This window comes from Streptomyces lucensis JCM 4490, assembly GCF_014650035.1.
Taxonomy (GTDB): Bacteria; Actinomycetota; Actinomycetes; order Streptomycetales; family Streptomycetaceae; genus Streptomyces; species Streptomyces lucensis.
On sequence record NZ_BMUE01000001.1, the window covers coordinates 211,175 to 230,777 of the forward strand.

The 19,603-nt window shown below is 73.7% G+C and carries 12 protein-coding genes; 9 read left to right on the forward strand and 3 right to left on the reverse strand.

All coding sequences use genetic code 11. The features are described 5' to 3' along the window. Positions 1 to 891 precede the first annotated feature (891 nt). The 3 genes from IE177_RS00970 (at position 892) to IE177_RS00980 (ending at position 4,386) form a co-directional block, all read left to right on the forward strand. The gene (locus IE177_RS00970; RefSeq protein WP_190012741.1) at positions 892 to 1,479 is read left to right on the forward strand and encodes a sigma-70 family RNA polymerase sigma factor; all 588 of its coding nucleotides are present in this window, start codon (positions 892 to 894) and stop codon (positions 1,477 to 1,479) included. A gap of 162 nt (positions 1,480 to 1,641) precedes the next feature. Then, positions 1,642 to 3,147: an IMP dehydrogenase gene (gene guaB / locus IE177_RS00975; protein WP_190012742.1), complete on the forward strand. Its 1,506-nt coding sequence runs from the start codon at positions 1,642 to 1,644 to the stop codon at positions 3,145 to 3,147. A gap of 114 nt (positions 3,148 to 3,261) precedes the next feature. Beyond that, positions 3,262 to 4,386 (forward strand): GuaB3 family IMP dehydrogenase-related protein, encoded by a 1,125-nt coding sequence (locus tag IE177_RS00980; RefSeq protein WP_190012743.1) that lies wholly within the window; start codon positions 3,262 to 3,264, stop codon positions 4,384 to 4,386. 70 nt (positions 4,387 to 4,456) lie between these two features. Here the strand turns inward: IE177_RS00980 and IE177_RS00985 are convergent, their stop codons facing one another. Together IE177_RS00985 and IE177_RS00990 are read right to left on the reverse strand one after the other, a co-directional pair. Further along, positions 4,457 to 5,011, reverse strand: coding sequence for a hypothetical protein (locus IE177_RS00985; RefSeq protein ID WP_190012744.1), 555 nt, complete (start codon positions 5,009 to 5,011; stop codon positions 4,457 to 4,459). Between the two features lie 352 nt (positions 5,012 to 5,363). After that, on the reverse strand, positions 5,364 to 6,572 hold the full coding sequence (locus IE177_RS00990; RefSeq protein WP_190012745.1) for a nucleotide sugar dehydrogenase: 1,209 nt from the start codon (positions 6,570 to 6,572) through the stop codon (positions 5,364 to 5,366). A 293-nt stretch (positions 6,573 to 6,865) separates the two neighbouring features. Here IE177_RS00990 and IE177_RS00995 point away from each other — a divergent pair, with 293 nt between their 5' ends. Next, a complete protein-coding gene (locus tag IE177_RS00995; RefSeq protein ID WP_190012746.1) occupies positions 6,866 to 8,575 on the forward strand; it encodes a glycerol-3-phosphate dehydrogenase/oxidase in 1,710 nt (569 codons plus the stop codon). A gap of 24 nt (positions 8,576 to 8,599) precedes the next feature. Here IE177_RS00995 and IE177_RS01000 read toward each other — a convergent pair whose 3' ends face one another. Then, positions 8,600 to 8,866: a hypothetical protein gene (locus IE177_RS01000; RefSeq protein ID WP_190012747.1), complete on the reverse strand. Its 267-nt coding sequence runs from the start codon at positions 8,864 to 8,866 to the stop codon at positions 8,600 to 8,602. Between the two features lie 207 nt (positions 8,867 to 9,073). Here IE177_RS01000 and IE177_RS01005 point away from each other — a divergent pair, with 207 nt between their 5' ends. From IE177_RS01005 to IE177_RS01025, 5 genes are all read left to right on the forward strand, one after another. After that, positions 9,074 to 11,143 (forward strand): serine/threonine-protein kinase, encoded by a 2,070-nt coding sequence (locus tag IE177_RS01005; protein WP_190012748.1) that lies wholly within the window; start codon positions 9,074 to 9,076, stop codon positions 11,141 to 11,143. Positions 11,144 to 11,307: 164 nt separating this feature from the next. Continuing rightward, on the forward strand, positions 11,308 to 13,923 hold the full coding sequence (locus tag IE177_RS01010; RefSeq protein WP_190012749.1) for a serine/threonine kinase C-terminal domain-containing protein: 2,616 nt from the start codon (positions 11,308 to 11,310) through the stop codon (positions 13,921 to 13,923). A gap of 150 nt (positions 13,924 to 14,073) precedes the next feature. Further along, positions 14,074 to 15,786, forward strand: coding sequence for a serine/threonine-protein kinase (locus tag IE177_RS01015; protein ID WP_190013324.1), 1,713 nt, complete (start codon positions 14,074 to 14,076; stop codon positions 15,784 to 15,786). A gap of 121 nt (positions 15,787 to 15,907) precedes the next feature. Next, positions 15,908 to 17,659 (forward strand): serine/threonine-protein kinase, encoded by a 1,752-nt coding sequence (locus tag IE177_RS01020; protein WP_190012750.1) that lies wholly within the window; start codon positions 15,908 to 15,910, stop codon positions 17,657 to 17,659. 301 nt (positions 17,660 to 17,960) lie between these two features. Beyond that, positions 17,961 to 19,574: a succinic semialdehyde dehydrogenase gene (locus IE177_RS01025; RefSeq protein ID WP_190012751.1), complete on the forward strand. Its 1,614-nt coding sequence runs from the start codon at positions 17,961 to 17,963 to the stop codon at positions 19,572 to 19,574. Positions 19,575 to 19,603 lie beyond the last annotated feature (29 nt).

Genomic DNA, 19,603 nt, shown 5'->3' on the forward strand with positions numbered 1-19,603 from the left:
GCAGGCGGGTCCGCATCGCACCGGGCGCCGCTCCCGGCTCCGGGGGCGCTGCGTCCGCCGACCGGCCCTGGGCCGTGTCCGCGAAGTCGCGCCCGCGTCGCGACGCCCGGCACGCGCGCTCGCCTACGCCCGGTACGAGGGCATCCGGCCGGCATGCCGAGAGCACGCACCGGACGCCGCGACGCCCGCCCTGCGGGTGAACGACGCGACTTCGCGGACACGGCCCAGGACCGGGGCCGGTGCCACATGCCCTGGCCTCGACGGTCTCCGGGCGGCTCCGCATCTTCCGGCAGCGTCCGGGCGGTGAGGCGGGACCGGGCGGCCCGCGCCGCGTCACTCACGGACGCGGGGCCGGCCGGCAGCCGGGACGCACCGGCGCGTCCGGGCCGTCCCCTGCGGAGGCCGGGAAGTGCCGCCGGCCGCCCGCCCGGTCCCCGCTCGGTGCGCGAGGCGCGGCGCCCGCGCATGCCCCCGGGCACTCGTGCCGGGCCGTACCCCCGGCATGGCGTCGGTCACCTCGAAGGTGTGAGCCGCACCGCGACCGGGCATGTCCCGTCGCGGCGCCGCACGGTCGCCGCCGGCCGGTGCCCGTACCCGGGCCCGGGGCGTACGGCGGCGGTCGGGGCGTTCGAGCCCGGGCCGTACGCACGTCCGGCGCACCACCGCGTGGAACACGCGGGCGTACGGAATGCAAGGCGCCCCTCCGGACGCGCGCTGCTCGTTTTGGCGCGGATGCCGCATCCTTGAGGTGTGGAGTCTCTCGGGGACGAGTCGGTCGAGCGGAAGGGGAGGGCGCAGGGGATGAGTGCCGGCGCACCTGCTCATAACGCTTCAGTGCACAACCATCAGCACGATGCGGCGGACCACACGGCCGCAGGGCACCATGGACCGATGCGCGACGACGAGGCGGGCACGGCCCACGGGGTGATCGGTGCGCTCGTGCACCGCGCCGTCGAGGGGGACGCGCAGGCCACGCACGACCTGCTCGCGCGCGTCCACCCGCTGGCGCTGCGCTACTGCCGCACCCGGCTGTCCCGGCTCCCCGGCGACGCGCGCCACTTCGTCGAGGACCTCGCCCAGGAGGTCTGCGTCGCTGTCCTCCTCGCGCTGCCCCGCTACCGCGACACCGGGCGCCCCTTCGAGGCCTTCGTCTTCGCCATCGCCTCGCACAAGGTCGCCGACCTCCAGCGCGCCGCGATGCGCCATCCGGGGTCCACCGCGGTGCCGTCCGACGAGATGCCCGAGCGCCCGGACGACTCCCTGGGCCCCGAGGAGCGGGCCCTGCTCAGCAGCGACGCCGAGTGGGCCAAGAAACTGCTGGCCAACCTCCCCGAGAACCAGCGGGAACTGCTTCTGCTGCGCATCGCCGTGGGCTTGACCGCGGAGGAGACGGGGCAGATGTTGGGAATGTCACCCGGCGCGGTCCGCGTGGCCCAGCACCGGGCGCTGAGCCGCCTGCGCGCGCTGGCCGAGCAGTAACTCCCCTGGCGGAGCTCCGGAGCCCGTCCCGCTGAACGGGCACACCTCCGTTCCCGTACGAACATACGAAGCCTGAAGCGACTCCCTGACGTGGAATTTGCTAGCGAGGCTTGCCGTTAGCATGGACATCCGCACCGATCAAGGCCATTTGGGGAAGGTGTCATGACTGCAAACGTCGACGGAGTGCCCGGTAAATTCGCGACACTCGGGCTGACCTACGACGACGTGCTGCTGCTGCCGGGCGCATCCGAGGTGCTCCCCAACGCGGTCGACACCTCGTCCCGCATCTCCCGCAACGTGCGGGTGAACATCCCGCTGCTCTCGGCGGCGATGGACAAGGTGACCGAGTCCCGCATGGCGATCGCGATGGCCCGGCTGGGCGGCGTCGGTGTGCTGCACCGCAACCTCTCCGTCGAGGACCAGGTCAACCAGGTCGACCTGGTGAAGCGGTCCGAGTCCGGCATGGTCACCGACCCGATCACGGTGCACCCGGAGGCCACGCTCGCCGAGGCGGACGCGCTGTGCGCCAAGTTCCGCATCAGCGGTGTCCCGGTCACCGACCCCGCCGGCAAGCTGCTCGGCATCGTGACCAACCGCGACATGGCCTTCGAGAGCGACCGCACCCGCCGCGTGCACGAGGTCATGACGCCGATGCCGCTGGTCACCGGCAAGGTCGGCATCTCCGGCCCCGAGGCCATGGAGCTGCTGCGCAAGCACAAGATCGAGAAGCTGCCGCTGGTGGACGACGCGGGCGTCCTCAAGGGCCTGATCACGGTCAAGGACTTCGTCAAGGCCGAGAAGTACCCCAACGCCGCCAAGGACGCCGAGGGCCGGCTGCTCGTCGGCGCCGCGGTCGGCGCCAGCCCCGAGGCGCTCGAGCGCGCCCAGGCGCTCGCCGGGGCCGGTGTGGACTTCCTGGTCGTCGACACCTCGCACGGCCACAACAGCAACGCCCTGAGCTGGATGGCCAAGATCAAGTCGAGCGTGGACGTCGACGTCGTCGGCGGCAACGTCGCCACCCGCGACGGCGCCCAGGCGCTGATCGACGCCGGTGTGGACGGCATCAAGGTGGGCGTGGGCCCGGGCTCCATCTGCACCACCCGCGTCGTCGCGGGCATCGGCGTCCCCCAGGTCACCGCCATCTACGAGGCGTCCCTCGCGGCCCGTTCCGCCGGTGTCCCGCTGATCGGCGACGGCGGCCTGCAGTACTCCGGCGACATCGGCAAGGCGCTGGCCGCCGGCGCCGACACGGTGATGCTGGGCAGCCTCCTCGCCGGCTGCGAGGAGTCCCCGGGCGAACTGCTCTTCATCAACGGCAAGCAGTTCAAGTCGTACCGCGGCATGGGCTCGCTGGGCGCCATGCAGTCCCGCGGCCAGGGCAGGTCGTACTCGAAGGACCGCTACTTCCAGGCCGACGTCACCACCGACGAGAAGCTCGTGCCCGAGGGCGTCGAGGGCCAGGTGCCCTACCGCGGCCCGCTCGCCAACGTGCTGCACCAGCTCGTCGGCGGCCTGCGCCAGACCATGGGCTACGTGGGCGCCGCCACCATCGAGGAGATGGAGTCCAAGGGCCGGTTCGTGCGCATCACCTCGGCGGGCCTGAAGGAGAGCCACCCGCACGACATCCAGATGACGGTCGAGGCGCCGAACTACAGCAGCAAGAAGTGACGCACGCGCGCGCGTGACGGACGTCGGCGGCGGCCCCGGAACCTCCGGGGCCGCCGTTGCCGTGCCCGTCGGCGATACTGGAAGACGCTGAAAGCATCAGGGAAAGGCCAAGACGTGACTGAGATCGAGATCGGGCGCGGCAAGCGCGGCCGCCGGGCGTACGCCTTCGACGACATCGCCGTCGTCCCCAGCCGCCGTACGCGGGACCCGAAGGAGGTCTCGATCGCCTGGCAGATCGACGCCTACCGCTTCGAGCTGCCGTTCCTGGCCGCTCCCATGGACTCGGTCGTGTCCCCGGCCACCGCCATCCGCATCGGTGAGATGGGCGGCCTCGGCGTGCTCAACCTCGAGGGCCTGTGGACCCGGTACGAGGACCCGCAGCCGCTGCTGGACGAGATCGCCGAGCTGGACGCGGAGGCGGCCACCCGCCGTCTCCAGGAGATCTACGCGGCGCCCATCAAGGAGGAGCTGATCGGCGCCCGCATCAAGGAGGTGCGGGACTCCGGCGTGGTGACCGCCGCCGCGCTCTCCCCGCAGCGCACCGCCCAGTTCTCCAAGGCGGTCGTGGACGCGGGCGTGGACATCTTCGTCATCCGCGGTACGACGGTCTCGGCGGAGCACGTGTCGTCCTCGCACGAGCCGCTGAACCTGAAGCAGTTCATCTACGAGCTGGACGTCCCGGTGATCGTCGGCGGCTGCGCCACCTACACCGCCGCCCTGCACCTGATGCGCACCGGCGCGGCCGGCGTCCTGGTCGGCTTCGGCGGCGGCGCCGCGCACACCACGCGCAACGTGCTGGGCATCCAGGTCCCGATGGCCACCGCCGTCGCCGACGTGGCCGCCGCCCGCCGTGACTACATGGACGAGTCCGGCGGCCGGTACGTGCACGTGATCGCGGACGGCGGCGTCGGCTGGTCCGGCGACCTGCCCAAGGCGATCGCCTGCGGCGCCGACGCGGTGATGATGGGCTCGCCCCTCGCGCGCGCGACCGACGCGCCGGGCAAGGGCCACCACTGGGGCATGGAGGCGGTGAACGAGGAGCTGCCGCGCGGCAAGAAGGTCGGCCTGGGCACGGTCGGCACGATCGAGGAGATCCTCACGGGCCCCTCGCACACCCCCGACGGCTCCATGAACTTCTTCGGCGCCCTGCGCCGCGCCATGGCCACGACCGGCTACAGCGAGCTGAAGGAGTTCCAGCGGGTCGAGGTGACGGTGGCGGACAGCCAGCACCGGCGCTGACCCCACGTACGACGCGGAAGGGCCGCCCACCGGATGCCGGTGGGCGGCCCTTCCGCGTGCGTGCGGGGCGTCAGCCGGCCGCCTTCTTGCTGCCCGAGAACGCGGCGAACGCGGCGATGGCGAAGAAGACGAAGGTCAGCGGGTCGGCGTCTTCCTTCCAGACCTTCTGGACGACGTCCAGGTGGTCGAAGAAGACCTCGTTGAAGCTCACGTCGAAGTGATCGGCGATGATCATCGCCTCGCCGACGAGCTGGCCGAGATAGACCGAGCCGAGCGCCAGGATCGCGCCGACGACCGGCAGGACGGGGTTGCGGCCGCCGACCTTGCCCGCCGCGAGACCGACGACGAAACCGACGCCGACGGCGGCCCAGCCGATCTCGTGCTTGGTGGCGCCGATGATCAGGCCGTACAGGGCGCCCACGACCACGGCGGCGACGACGGCCGCCACGAGGCCGAGGACGAGGTTGTTCCGGGCCGGCGCGGGCGGCGCCGGCGGCGCGCCGAAGGCGGCCTGCTGCGGCGGGTACGGCGTACCCGGAGCGGGGGCCGGCGTCTGCCCGGCGTACGGGTTGCCGTCCACCGGACCGGACTGCGGCGGCTGCGGCGGTGGTGTTGACTGGCTCATGACAGGAATCCCCCGATGTGGAGCACGACTGATGACGAGAACGGAAAACCCGCCCGCACTGGTGCGCGGGGAGTCCGGGGGAGACTAACAGCCGGGTACGACAAAGCCCCTGGCCGTTTTCCGTTCGTGATCGCTTCCGCGCACGATTGTTTTCAGCCGTAGCCGTAGCCGTAGCCGTAGCCGTAGCCGTAGCCGTAGCCGTAGCCGTAGCCGTAGCCGTAGCCGTAGCCGTAGCCGTAGCCGTAGCCGTAGCCGTAGCCGTAGCCGTAGCCGTCAGCCGTACCGGCCGTCGCCGCGCCTCCCGCGCCCGGACGCGGGGTTCCGTGCCCCGCCGCGCTCGAGGCCGCCGCCCTCAGAGCCGGTGCGCCGCCCCCGTGGGCGTGACCCCCCGCGTGTCCAGCAGCAGCTGGGCCTTCACCGACAGGCCCTGCAGGTCGTACGTGCGGTGCGGCTGGACCAGGATCGTGAGGTCGGCGTCGGCGGCCGCCTCGTAGAGGGAGTCCGCGCGCGGGACCGGGCGGTCGAGGACGCTCCAGGCGGGCACGTGCGGGTCGTGGTAGCTCACGGCGGCGCCCAGCTTCATCAGCCGGACGGCGACCTCCTCGGCTGGCGTGCCCTGGAGGTCGGCGAGGTCGGGCTTGTAGGTGACGCCGAGGAGCAGCACGCGGGCGCCCCGCGCGGACTTGCCGTGCTCGTTGAGGAGGGCGGCCGCGCGCTGGACGACGTAGCGGGGCATGCGGGTGTTGACCTGCTGGGCCAGTTCCACCATGCGCAGGGTGCGGGTGGCGTGGCCGGTGAGGTCCTGCGGGACGCCGTGGCCGCCGACGCCCGGGCCCGGCCGGAACGCCTGGAAGCCGAACGGCTTGGTCTCCGCGCACCGGATCACGTCCCACAGGTCGACGCCCAGCTCGTGGCAGAGGACGGCCATCTCGTTGACGAGCGCGATGTTCACGTGCCGGAAGTTCGTCTCCAGCAGCTGCACCGTCTCCGCCTCGCGCAGGCCACGCGCGCGTACCACCTTGTCGGTGAGTCGCCCGTAGAACGTGGCGGCCGACTCGGTGCACGCGGGCGTGAGGCCGCCGATGACCTTCGGGGTGCCGGCGGGGGTGTGTTCGCGGTTGCCGGGATCCACCCGGCTGGGGGAGTAGGCGAGGTGGAAGTCACGGCCGGCGCGCAGGCCGGAGCCCTCCTCCAGCAGCGGGCGCAGGAACTCCTCGGTGGTCCCGGGGAGCACGGGCGACTCCAGGATGACCGTGGTGTGCGGTCGCAGCCGCTCGGCGAGGGTGCGGGCAGCGGCCTCCACCTGGCCGAGGTCGAGCCCGCCGTCGGCGCCCCGCGGGGTCGGCGAGCAGATCACGGCGGTGCGGACCCGGCCGAGCTGGGCCGGGTCCGTGACCGGGCGGAAGCCCGCCGCGTGCATCCGGCGCAGCTCGGCGGGGCTGAGCGAGCCCGCCTCCGGACCGGTGGCGTAGCCGACGGTGTGGATGCCTGCGGCGACGGCGGCCTGGGCGAGCGGCAGGCCGTAGGGGCCGAGTCCGATGACGGCGAGGTCTGCGGGCATGCGTGGACCGTCCTTCCGAGTAGCCGAAGCGGGACAGGTGCGCAACCGCCGGGGACAGGATGAGCGAGTGCGATGTCAGACTAGGTACGAATATGACCGTTATGTGTGATTGTGTTTGTGTGTCTTGTGCCGGTGGGGCACGCGGGTGGTTCCCGGGTTGTCCACGGGTTCGGAACGCGTAGTGGCCGAAGCCGGACAGCCCGGTCAGAATCTGGGCATGAGGAGGGGGTGAACCGGGCTTCGCCCACCGGGTGCGGCCGACGCCGGCGAGTTGGGCACAGCGGGAGGCAGCGGTGAGGACAGCGACTCTGGGACCGGAGCAGCGCGCCGAGGCATTGGCGGCGATGGCGGAGCACGAACTGGACGTACTGGTGGTGGGCGCCGGAGTGGTGGGCGCCGGCACCGCACTGGACGCGGTCACGCGCGGCCTGTCCACCGGCCTGGTCGAGGCCCGGGACTGGGCGTCCGGCACCTCCAGCCGGTCCAGCAAACTGATCCACGGCGGCCTGCGCTACCTGGAGATGCTCGACTTCGCGCTGGTCCGCGAGGCCCTCAAAGAACGCGGCCTGCTCCTGGAGCGGCTCGCCCCGCACCTGGTCAAACCGGTGCCCTTCCTCTACCCGCTGCAGCACAAGGGCTGGGAGCGGTGGTACGCGGGCTCGGGCGTCGCGCTCTACGACGCGATGTCCATGGCCCGCGGACACGGCCGCGGCCTGCCGGTCCACCGGCACCTGACCCGCCGTCACGCCCTGCGCGTCGCCCCCTGCCTCAAGAAGGACGCCCTGGTCGGCGCCCTGCAGTACTACGACGCCCAGATGGACGACGCCCGCTTCGTGGCCACCCTGGTGCGCACGGCCGCCTCCTACGGCGCGAAGGTGGCCAACCGTGCGCGCGTGACCGGCTTCCTGCGCGAGGGCGAGCGGGTCGTCGGCGCCCGGGTGCGGGACGTGGAGGGCGGCGGGGAGTACGAGATCCGGGCCCGTCAGGTCGTCAACGCCACCGGTGTGTGGACCGACGACACGCAGGCCATGGTGGGCGAACGCGGCCAGTTCCACGTCCGCGCCTCCAAGGGCATCCACCTGGTCGTCCCCAAGGACCGCATCCACTCCACCACCGGCCTGATCCTGCGCACCGAGAAGTCCGTGCTCTTCGTCATCCCCTGGGGCCGGCACTGGATCGTCGGCACCACCGACACCGACTGGGACCTGGACAAGGCCCACCCGGCCGCCTCCAGCGCCGACATCGACTACCTGCTGGAGCGCGTCAACTCGGTGCTCGCGGTACCGCTCGGCCGGGACGACGTGGAGGGCGTGTACGCGGGCCTGCGCCCGCTGCTGGCCGGCGAGTCCGACGCCACCAGCAAGCTGTCCCGCGAGCACACGGTCACCCATCCGGCGCCGGGGCTGGTCGTCGTGGCGGGCGGCAAGTACACCACGTACCGGGTGATGGCGAAGGACGCCGTCGACGAGGCGGTGCACGGCCTGGACATGCGCGTCGCCGACTGCGTGACCGAGGAGACGCCGCTGCTCGGCGCGGAGGGCTACCAGGCGCTGTGGAACGCGCGGGCACGGACCGCCGCCCGCACCGGACTCCACGTGGTGCGCGTCGAACACCTGCTGAACCGTTACGGCTCCCTGGCCGAGGAGGTGTTCGGGCTCATCGCCGCCGACCCCTCCCTGGGCGAGCCCCTGCAGGCGGCCGACGACTACCTGCGCGCGGAGGTGGTGTACGCCGCCTCCCACGAGGGCGCCCGGCACCTGGACGACGTCCTCACCCGCCGCACCCGCATATCCATCGAGACCTTCGACCGGGGCACGCGCAGCGCCCGGGAGGCGGCCGAGCTGATGGCGCCCGTGCTCGGCTGGGACGAGAACCAGATAGAGCGCGAGGTCGAGCACTACGAGAAGCGGGTCGAGGCCGAGCGGGAGTCCCAGCTCCAGCCCGACGACCAGACGGCGGACGCGGCGCGGCTGGGCGCACCGGACATCGTGCCGCTCACCTGACCGGCGCCGGACCGCCGGGAGCTTTCACTCGAACGGGTGGCGCGAACCGGGATCTCCGTTCGGAACCGGTTCGTTCCACCAGGTGCGAGGGCAGAACCCGGCGGCGAGCAGGGCCGGTGTCAGCCGGAGGAACCTGCACACCCTCTGACGTGGGGTCACCGGCGCGGTGCCGCACGTGGCTTCGGCGAAGTCGGCCAGTCCGCTGGTGTGGGCGACCATCAGCGGCAGGACCGGGCCCGGGGATGCCGTCGGGGCCGGCAGCAGCGCCACGGACGCCGACAGGGGCGCCACGGGCGCCGATAGAGGCGCAAGTGTCGTGAGTGTCGGCATCGCGGCACCTCCTTTTGGGGCCCATCGTCCCGGTAAGCGGAACACCCGCCTCAGGGGGGTCGCCGGTGCGCGGAGGGCGGGCCGGGGCCGGCGCCACCCTGGGCGTGGGGCACTTGTCGGGTGAGAGACAATGGAGCCTCTGTCAGGGCGGGTTGTATGAGGGGACGCATGTCGGAGGCGGAGCGGGCGGGCACATCCCGTCAGGAGACTCGTCAGGGCAAGAACGAGCGGCGCCTCCTCGCCGGGCGGTACCGGCTGGGAGACGTGCTCGGGCGAGGCGGCATGGGCACCGTCTGGCGCGCCGAGGACGAAACCCTGGGCCGGACGGTCGCCGTCAAGGAGCTGCGGTTCCCGTCGAACATCGACGAGGAGGAGAAGCGGCGCCTGATCACGCGCACCCTGCGCGAGGCCAAGGCGATCGCCCGGATCCGCAACAACAGCGCGGTGACGGTCTACGACGTGGTCGACGAGGACGACCGGCCCTGGATCGTCATGGAACTGGTCGAGGGCAAGTCCCTCGCCGAGGTCATCCGTGAGGACGGCCTGCTGGAGCCCAAACGCGCCGCCGAGGTGGGACTCGCCGTCCTCGACGTGCTGCGCTCCGCGCACCGCGAGGGCATCCTGCACCGGGACGTGAAGCCGTCCAACGTGCTGATCGCCGAGGACGGCCGGGTCGTGCTCACCGACTTCGGTATCGCACAGGTCGAGGGCGACCCGTCCATCACCTCCACCGGCATGCTCGTCGGCGCGCCCTCCTACATCTCCCCCGAGCGCGCCCGCGGCCACAAGCCCGGACCGGCGGCCGACCTGTGGTCGCTGGGCGGCCTGCTGTACGCGTCGGTCGAGGGCGTGCCGCCCTACGACAAGGGATCGGCCATCGCCACGCTCACCGCGGTGATGACGGAGCCCCTGGAGGAGCCCAAGAACGCGGGCCCGCTGCGTGACGTCATCCACGGCCTGCTCACCAAGGACCCCGCCCAGCGACTCGACGACGCCCGGGCCCGGGTCATGCTCGACGCGGTGATCAACGCGCCCGCACCGGAGCCGATGGACGCCACCCGGGTCGTTCCGCTGCCGGGCACACCCGGTTCGTCCGAGGGCAGGCGGGGCGAGGAAGCGGCGGAGAAGCTGCGCGGGGCACTGCGCTCGGTCCGCAAGGCGGCCGGGGCGGCCACCGCCGCCGCGGCGTCGGCACGGACGAAGACCGGCAGCGAGCCGGCCGCGCCCGGCGCCGGCGGTGCGGGTGGCGCCGGCGGTGCGACGGGTGGCGCGGGCGGTGCGACGGGTGGCGCGGGCGCCGGTGGGGCGCGCACCGCTCCCCCCGCACAGCGGGGCGCCGGTACCGCGGGGAGGCCGGCGGGTCCGGCCACGGGCTCCGCCGCCACGCCGGACTCCGGCGCGAAGAAGCCGAGTTCCGGCTGGCCGGTGATGCCGCCGCCGGACCTGCCGCCGCGGCCGGTGCCGAGAGCGCCGCTGACCGACGTGGTGCCCAAGCGCACCCTGGTGATCATCGCCGTGGTGGTCGCCCTCGCCATCCTCGGAACCGTGCTGGCCGTCGTGCTGAGCGGCGACGACAAGGGCGACGGCAAGTCCGGCGCGGCCAAGCCCGCCACCAGCGCCAGCGCCTCCACCAAGCAGGACAGGAGCGCCGGCGGCAGCGGCGGCGGCACGCGGCCGGACGGCTCGGGCTCCGCCTCCGCGAGCACCGGTTCGGCGACGGGCAGCGCGACCGACGTCAGCGCCGGTGCGTCCGCGGACGACTCCGGATCAAAGGACGAGTCCGGCTCCGAGGACGGCGGCAGCGCCCCGGCCGTCAAGACCCGCAGGAGCGGCCAGGGCTACTCGATCGGGCTGCCCAAGGGCTGGACGTACAAGTCCTCCGACCGCGCCGGTGACCGGTACACCGGCCCCGACGGGCAGCGGCTGCTCGTCGGGTGGACCGGCACTCCCAAGGACGACCCGGTGGCGGACTGGAAGAACCAGGAGCACGCGATGGTGCGTCCGCAGTACCAGCGCATCCGCATCGAGAAGGTGGACTACCGGGGCTGGAACACCGCCGACTGGGAGTTCACCTATGTCGACGGCGGGACGAAGTACCGCTCCATCGACCGGGGGTTCGTGGTGAACGGCCACCTCGGTTACGGGCTGATGTACACCGCGAAGGCCGGAAGCTGGCACGGCGACCTGCGCAAGGACACCTGGAGGACGCTGACGAAGTCCTTCAAGCCCAAGTCATAGGCGCCGGGCGCCGGTTTCGCCGCGCGAGAATCCGTCATCCGCTCAATGCGGTTTGCCTCTGGCACGTATCGTGAATGGTCGCGGACCGTACGCAGCCGCATGCGTGTGCGAAACGGTTCGTGAGGCGAACGGATGCGACCAACCGGACGGCCGGGGGAGGCACAGTGGACGACTACGCGGGTCGGGTGCTCGCCGACCGCTACCGCCTGCCGTTGCCGCCGTCCGAGGAGTACGAACTCACCGAGACCCGCGCCTTCGACACCTACAGCGGTCAGGAAGTACTCGTCCGCCAGGTGCCGTTGCCCGAGGTCGTCGAGGCCGAGGTGCTCGACGCGGAGGGACTGCCCGAGGGCTTCACCGCGCGCACGCGCGGCACGCGCCCGGCGCCGGCGGCCCGCACCGCCACCCGTCGGCCCGCCGACCCGGCGGTGCGGCGCGCCGTGGAGGCGGCCCAGGCGGCGGCCCGTATCCCCGACCACCCGCGCCTGGACCAGGTCTTCGACGTGTTCGCCGAGGCCGGCTCCCTGTGGATCGTCAGCGAACTGGTGTCCGCGCGCCCGCTGTCCGCGCTCCTCGCCGAGCGACCGCTGACGCCGTACCGGGCCGCCGAGGTCGCCTCCGACGTGCTGATGGCACTGCGCGTACTGCACGCCCACGGCTGGGTGCATCGCAACGTCACCGCCCGCACGGTGATGGTCTGCGACGACGGCCGCGTCATGCTGACCGGCCTCGCGGCCGGCGCGGCGGAGGAGGCGCTGTGCGGCTACGACCCGGTGCCGGCCCCGGAGGGCCCCGGGGACGGGCCGGAAGGGACGGCGGGGGCCGGGCCGGGACCCGCGGCGGGTTCTGTGGGCGGTCCCGCCGGCGGAGCGGGGACGCCGAACCCGGACGCCGACCCCGAGGCCGCGCGCCGGGCCGCGATCCAGGCGAGAGCGGCCGGCGGGCTGTCGCAGCCGTCGCCCGGGACCGGCGGGCCGTCCGGCACGGCCGGAGCACCCGGCGGGACGGCGCCGGCCGGGCAGCGGGCCCTGGAGAGCGGCACGGACATCCGCGCCGCCCGGGCCGGAGCCATCGCCGCCTACCGCGCGGGCGCCCGCGCCGCCGCCCGGGTGCAGGAGGCCCAGCAGGGCGGACGCGCCGCCCTGCCCGGAGCCCGGCCGCCCGCGGAGGGCGACACCGGTGCCGCCCTCGCCGGCGACGAGGCGCGGTCGCCGTACTCCGCCGGCCCCGACGGCGCGCCGCCGCCCGGCCGGACGGCCGACCCCAACGGCGTGCACGGCGCTCCCTGGCACGGCGCCGAACCGCGCGGAGCCTCCCCGGTCACGGACGGCGGGGAACGGCACGCCGCGCTGCCCCCGGGCGACCCGCACTCCGGGCAGGCCGCCGCACCCGCCGGGCGGGGGCCTGCCCCCGCCGGCACCGGCATCGTCCCCGGCCGCCAGGGCACCGCTGCCGCCCCCCAGCCGTCCGTCGTCCCCGCGCAGGCGGCGGCCCGTTGGGACGGGACCGGCGCCGCGGGCGCCGTACGCCGGGGCCCCGCCACCGCGCTGGCCGCCGAGCGGGCGCGGCAGGTGCGGATGACCGTCGTGGGACCGGTCACCGAGCGGTGGGCGCCGGAGCAGGCCGGGCCCGTGCACCAGAACTGGCAGCTGGCGGCGCCGATCGGTCCGTCCACCGACCTGTGGGCGCTGGGGGCGCTGCTGTTCCGGGCGGTGCAGGGACACGCGCCGTACCCGGAGGAGTCGACCGCGGAGCTGGTGCAGATGGTGTGCGCCGAGCCGCCCGCGTTCGCCGAGGAGTGCGGACCGCTGCGGCCGGTCGTCGAGTCACTGCTGCGCCAGGACCCCACCGACCGGCCGGACTTCGAGGAGCTGAGCGGCTGGCTGCGCTCGCTGGTGCGGTCCGCGCCCGAACCGGACGCCGGCGTCCACGTCGTCCCCGTCCCGTCCGCCGACCCGCGCCGGCTGCCGATCGTCCGCCGCCGCGGCGAACTGGTGCGGCGGCGTCGTGCGGGGCTGCCCGCGACCCATCCGCACGGCCGGCACAAGCGGGCCTCGCGGGACGGCGGTTCGCCACGCAGCCTCGGCCGGACCCTGCTCCTGCTGATCCTGCTCCTGCTGGCGGGGGCGATCGCGTACGCCATGCTGTTCATGCCGAAGCAGAAGGACGGCGGCACGGATGGTGCCGACCGCACCGGCAGCGCCGGGCAGGCGAGTACCGTGCCGTCGCGCTCGGCACAACCGTCGGCCGGCCGGACCGGGCCGGACGACGCCCCCACGGCGTCCGTGCCCGCCACCGACACGCAGACCGGCGGCGACCCCTCCGTCGCCGACGGCTTCACCCTGCGCAAGGACCCGGAGGGCTTCCAGGTCGCCGTCGCCAAGGGCTGGGACCGCGCCGGGAAGAACGGCAGCGGCCAGGTGGTCTACTCCCACGGCGACTTCGAGCTGATCGTCGTGCCCGGACGGGACGGCGCCTCGACGTACGGCGCCGACCCGATGGTCTACCAGCGGGACAAGGAGAACGAACTCCGGCCCTACCGGAACTCCAGCTGGGCCACCGCCACCGGCCTGAGGACCATCGAGGTGGGCGGACGGACCATGGCCGAGGGGCAGTTCACCTGGACCGACGGACAGGGCCGTGACCGGTTCGTGCGCAACCTCGCCATGCTGCTGAACGGCCGGTACCACGTCGTGCAGGTGCGGGGTCCGGAGGCCGAGCGGGACGAGGTGACGCGGTTGTACGAGCAGGCCACCGCGACGTACCGCTACACGGGTTGAGCGCCCCGTACACGGGCGCCGCCGGTTCCCCGCGGAGCGGGGAGCGACAACCGTCACAGTGCTGTCACCTTGGCACCCCGAATGTTCCAAGTCGGCGGGTGGGTCCTTAGTCTGACCCTGACAAGAGCATTGCGGGGCAACGTGAATCAGATGCAGGGCCTGCTCATAGCGGGCCGCTACCGGCTCGCCGATTCCATCGGCAGCGGCGGTATGGGCCGGGTGTGGCGCGCCCACGACGAGGTGCTGCACCGTGCGGTCGCCATCAAGGAGTTGACCGCCGCGCTCTACGTCTCGGACAGCGACCGGGGCGTGCTGCTCGCCCGCACCCGGGCCGAGGCGCGGGCGGCCGCGCGCATCAACCACTCCGCCGTCGTCACCGTGCACGACGTCCTGGAGCACGACGGCCGCCCGTGGATCGTGATGGAGCTGGTCGAGGGGCAGTCGCTGGCCGACGCGGTCAAGGACCGCGGACGCGTCGAGCCCCGGGAGGCCGCGCGCATCGGGCTGTGGGTGCTGCGGGCGCTGCGCGCCGCGCACACCGCCGGCGTGCTGCACCGGGACGTGAAGCCCGGCAACGTCCTCCTCGGCCGGGACGGCCGGGTCCTGCTCACCGACTTCGGCATCGCCCAGATCGAGGGCGACACCACCATCACCCGCACCGGGGAGGTCGTCGGCTCGGTCGACTACCTGGCGCCCGAGCGGGTGCGCGGCCACGACCCCGGCCCGTCCTCGGACCTGTGGGCGCTCGGCGCCACGCTGTACACGGCCGTCGAGGGCCGCTCGCCGTTCCGCCGCACCTCCCCGCTGAGCACCATGCAGGCGGTGGTGGAGGAGGAGGCGGCCCAGCCGGACAACGCCGGACCGCTCGGACCGGTCATCGCCGCCCTGCTGCGCAAGGAACCCGGCCAGCGGCCGGGCGCGGAGGAGACGGAGCAGATGCTCGCCGAGGCGGCGGAGGGCCGGCGGCCGAGCGCGGCGCAGGCCTTCGTGCCGACGCAGACCTCGGGCATACGCCCGGACGGGGGCCACGGACCGGGAAGCGCGGGCCACGGCACCGGCGGCGTCGCCTCCGGCCACGGCACGGGAGCGGGCCGTTCCGCGACCGGGCCGACGGCCGTGGAACCGGTGGGCGGGTCGCCGGCGGACGGGGCACGTGCGGCCACGGGCCGGACCCGGCCCCGGCGCCGGCTGCGCACGCTCGCGCTCGTCGTCGCCGTCGCGGCCGTGCTCGGCGGTGGCGCGGCCGTGGCCTACCAGCAGTGGAACGGCATGGAACAGGCGAGCGGCACGGACCGTGACGCGGGCGGCGACGCCTCCCCGGCGCCCGAGCCCTCGTCCAGCGGCGGTACCGGTACCGGCGGCACGCCCGCCCGGCAGGGCACGGTGCCCGCCGGCTGGGAGAAGCACGAGGACCCGTACGGCTTCAGCCTCTCCCTGCCCAAGGGCTGGAAGCGCAAGGTCTACGGCGTCCAGGGCGACCTCAAGCAGATCGACTACTCGCCCGACAACGGCAAGCACTTCGTGCGCATCGCCATCGACGGCTCACCGGACTTCGCCGACGCCCAGCTCCACCAGAAGGACCTGGAACAGCAGCTCCAACGGCTGGTCGACTACCGGCGCGTGACCCTCGCAGGGAACATCTACCGCGACCGCGAGGGCTCGCTGTGGGAGTACACCTGGACCGCGCAGAAGAAGGACTCGGCCTACCTCGCCGGCCCCCGGCACGCCATCGAGGAGACGTACTTCTCGCGGGCGGGCACCGAGTACGCGATCTACATGTCCACCCCGGCCGAGGACTGGGACACCACCAGCAAGCAGTTCAAGTGGGTGCTGCGGAGCTGGCAGCAGCCGGAGGAGGGCTGACCCCCGTCACCGGCGTCCGGGGCGGCCGAAACGCCGACACGGCCGAAAATGCGGGCTGAGCGGCCCTGCTTGGCCGACCGGTGCCCCGGAGCGGATGGGTCCGGTGCGGCATGATGGGCCCATGGGGACCGAGGGCGCCGACTTCCGGGTCATCGCGGGCCGTTACCGCCTCCAGGCACGCATCGGGCGCGGTGGCATGGGCGTCGTGTGGCGGGCGGACGACCAGGTGCTGGGCCGGGGAGTCGCGGTCAAGGAACTCCTGCCGGACGACACGCTGCCGGAGGAGGACGCGCGCCGCCGCCGCGACCGCACCTTCCGCGAGGCGCGGGCGGTCGCCCAGCTGCGGCATCCGCACATCATCGTCGTGCACGACGTGGTGGAGCAGGACGAACGGCCGTACCTCGTCATGGAACTGGTGGACGGCGCGTCGCTCGCCGACCGGGTCTCCCGGGACGGCCCGGTCGACGCCGCCGAGGCCGCGCGGATCGGCATCGCCCTGCTGAGCGCGCTGCGCACCGCCCACGAGGCGGGGGTGCTGCACCGGGACATCAAACCGGCGAACGTCCTGATCGAGTCCGGCACCGACCGGATCGTGCTCACCGACTTCGGCATCGCCCAGGTCGCGGGCGCCACCACGCTCACCGAGACCGGGTCGTTCGTCGGCTCGCCCGAGTACACCGCGCCGGAGCGGATGTCGGGGGTGCGCACCGGGCCGGAGTCCGACCTGTGGTCGCTGGGCGCGCTGCTGTGCGCGGTGCTCAGCGGCGAGTCGCCGTTCCGGCGCGACTCGCTCGGCGGCATCCTGCACGCCGTGGTCGCCGACGACATCCGGCCGCCCGCGCAGGCCGAGCCGCTGCTGCCCGTCGTACGGGGCCTGCTGGAGCGCGAACCGGACCGCCGGCTGGGCGCGGCGGACGCGGAGTGGATGCTGCGCACCTTCCTGGAGACAGGACGGACGCCGCCCGCACCGGGTGGCCCCGCCACCGCCGCCCCGTACGGCGGGGGGCGCATCCCCCGGCTCGGCGGCACCCGCACCGCCAGGTCCGGGACCGGCGGCGGCCTGACCGGGCGCGTGGCCAAGGCCCTCGCGCCGTACACGCCGACCCAGCAGGACGTTCCGCAGGGGCCGTACGGCGGTCCGGCGGCGTCCGCCGCCGCGCAGGGGCCGGCGCAGTCCGCCGTCCGGCCGTCGCCGCGCGCCGTGCTGGTCGCGGCCCTGCTCGTCGCCGCGCTGACGGGGGCCGGCGTGTCGGCCGCGGCGCTGCTGCTGCACCGCGGCGGGGACGGGGGCGGCGGCACCCCGGGCGGTACGCCGACGGCCCCGGCGACACGGACCGGCACGAGCGCGCCCGCCACCACCCCACCCCCGGCGTCCACCGCGACACGCCCGGCGGTCACCGGCCCGGCCACCGCCGACTCGCACACCGCGCCCTCCGGTTACCGCACCGCCCGGGACCCGGCCGGCTTCTCGCTCGCCGTGCCGGAGGACTTCACCCGCAGCCCGGAGGGCGAACGCGTCTTCTACGTCTCGCCGGGGAAGACGTTCCGGCTCGGTGTCCGGGTCACCGTTCCCCAACCGGGCGGGCCCCGGGCCGCGATGGACCGGTCGGCCGCCGACGGCCCCTCCAGCAACCCCGGTTACCACGACGGCCGGGTCACCACCACCGCGCACCACGGACGTCCCGCCGCGCTCTGGCAGTTCACCTGGGACGGCTTCAGCGCCGCCGAGGGCCCACGGCACACCTACGACCTGTGCTGGGAGGAGGCGGGGCGGATGTACGACGTGTGGGTGTCGGCGCCGGTGGGGAAGGTGCGGGAGGCACGGGAGTACTTCGACGTGGCCGTCGACACCTTCTCGGTCACGGGCGGCTGAACGGCGTCCCGGGCGTGCGGTGACCCGGTCACGGGTGTGGGACCGGCCGGCGCCGCCCCCGGCACGGCCCGGGCCCCGCGCGCGGAACCGGACCCCGGCCCGCTCCGGCGGACCCCGCTCACCGTCCTCGGCGCGCTGCCGGCGAAAAAATCCTCAGCCGGGTGATCGTCGCGCTCGCCACCGCGCCAACGCCCTGATCAGCGCATTCGCTGCCAGTGATCACTGGCAGCGTGTGAGCACTCGGTGAATCCGCGTTACCGACGGGTACACAAAGCGCCCGCACCGGCATACCCTGCGCGTCATGACGGACACGCAGGCCTTGGACATCGCCGGTACCAACCCCCTGGCGCCCGCCCCGGAAGGCGCCCGTACCGCCGCCGACGTGGTCACTCCGCAGCTGGTCGCCCAGCTCACCAAGGGCGTCGTCGGCTCCGGCCGTACCGCCAACCACACCCCGTTCACCGGCGAGAAGCTGGCCGACCTGCCCGAGTCCACCCCCGAGGACGTGCTCAGGGCCTTCGAGGCGGCCCGTGCCGCACAGGCCGTGTGGGCACAGGTCCCGGTACGCCGGCGCGCCGCCGTCCTCCTGCGGTTCCACGACCTGCTGCTGGAACGGCAGGCCGAGATCCTCGACCTCGTGCAGCTGGAGACCGGCAAGGCCCGGCTGCACGCGCACGAGGAACTGCAGGCCGTCGTCGTCGCGGCCCGCCACTACGGCCGCCGGGCCCCCGCCTACCTGCGGACCAAGCGGCACGCGGGCGCCATGCCGACCCTGACCAGGACGGTGGAACTGCGCCACCCGCGCGGGGTCGTGGGCCAGATCGCCCCCTGGAACTACCCGCTGGAGCTGTCCGTCGGCGACGCCCTGCCCGCCTTCGTCGCCGGCAACGCGGTCGTCATGAAGCCGGACACGGAGACCTGCCTCACCGCCCTGTGGGCCCGTGACCTGCTCATCGAGGCGGGACTGCCCGCCGACGTCTTCCAGGTCGTGCTCGGCGAGGGCCCGGTCGTCGGCCCCGAGGTCGTCAAGCACGCCGACTACGTCTCCTTCACTGGTTCCACCCGCACCGGCCGCCAGGTCGCGCAGGGCGCGGCCGCCCGCCTGATCGGCGTCTCCCTCGAACTCGGCGGCAAGAACGCCATGCTGGTCCTCGACGACGCCGACATCGAGAAGGCCGCCGCCGGCGCCGTCCGCGCCTGCTTCTCCTCCGCCGGCCAGCTCTGCATCTCCATCGAGCGGCTGTACGTGCACGAGTCGGTCGCCGACGCGTTCCTGGACCGCTTCGCAGCCCGCACCCGGGCCATGCGGCTCGGCAACTCCCTCACCTACGGCGCCGAGATGGGCTCGCTGGCGGGGGAGCGGCAGCTGAAGGCGGTCGAACGGCACGTGCAGGACGCCGTGGCCAAGGGCGTGAAGGTGATCGCGGGCGGCGTGGCACGCCCGGACATCGGCCCCTACTTCTTCGAGCCCACCATCCTCGACGGCGTCGAGGACTCCATGGCGGTGTGCGAGGAGGAGACCTTCGGCCCGGTCGTCTCGGTCTACCGCTTCGGCAGCGACGAGGAGGCCGTCGAACGCGCCAACGCCACGCCGTACGGCCTGAACGCGTCCGTGTGGACGAGGAACGGCCGCCGCGGCCTGGAGATCGCCTCCCGCCTGCGCACCGGCACGGTCAACGTCAACGAGGGCTACGCGCCCGCCTACGGCAGCGTCCAGTCCCCGATGGGCGGCATGAAGGACTCCGGCCTCGGCCGCCGCCACGGCTCCGAGGGCATCCTCAAGTACACCGAGGCCCAGACGGTGGCGCAGCAGCGGCTGCTGCCGATGGCACCCTCGCTGGGCCTGGACGACGAGAAGTACGCCCAGCTCATGAGCCGCAGCCTCCGCCTGATGAAGGCCTTCCGGTTCCGTTAGCCGACCAGTTCGGACCAGCCCCGTTCTCA

Excerpts from the sequence above, each read along its gene's own strand:
- IE177_RS00970 (WP_190012741.1), top strand. The coding sequence starts at position 892 with ATGCGCGACGACGAGGCGGGCACGGCCCACGGGGTGATCGGTGCGCTC.
- IE177_RS01025 (WP_190012751.1), top strand. The coding sequence starts at position 17,961 with ATGACGGACACGCAGGCCTTGGACATCGCCGGTACCAACCCCCTGGCG.
- IE177_RS01005 (WP_190012748.1), top strand. The coding sequence starts at position 9,074 with ATGTCGGAGGCGGAGCGGGCGGGCACATCCCGTCAGGAGACTCGTCAG.
- guaB (WP_190012742.1), top strand. The coding sequence starts at position 1,642 with ATGACTGCAAACGTCGACGGAGTGCCCGGTAAATTCGCGACACTCGGG.
- IE177_RS00990 (WP_190012745.1), bottom strand. The coding sequence starts at position 6,572 with ATGCCCGCAGACCTCGCCGTCATCGGACTCGGCCCCTACGGCCTGCCG.
- IE177_RS00985 (WP_190012744.1), bottom strand. The coding sequence starts at position 5,011 with ATGAGCCAGTCAACACCACCGCCGCAGCCGCCGCAGTCCGGTCCGGTG.
- IE177_RS01020 (WP_190012750.1), top strand. The coding sequence starts at position 15,908 with ATGGGGACCGAGGGCGCCGACTTCCGGGTCATCGCGGGCCGTTACCGC.
- IE177_RS01015 (WP_190013324.1), top strand. The coding sequence starts at position 14,074 with ATGCAGGGCCTGCTCATAGCGGGCCGCTACCGGCTCGCCGATTCCATC.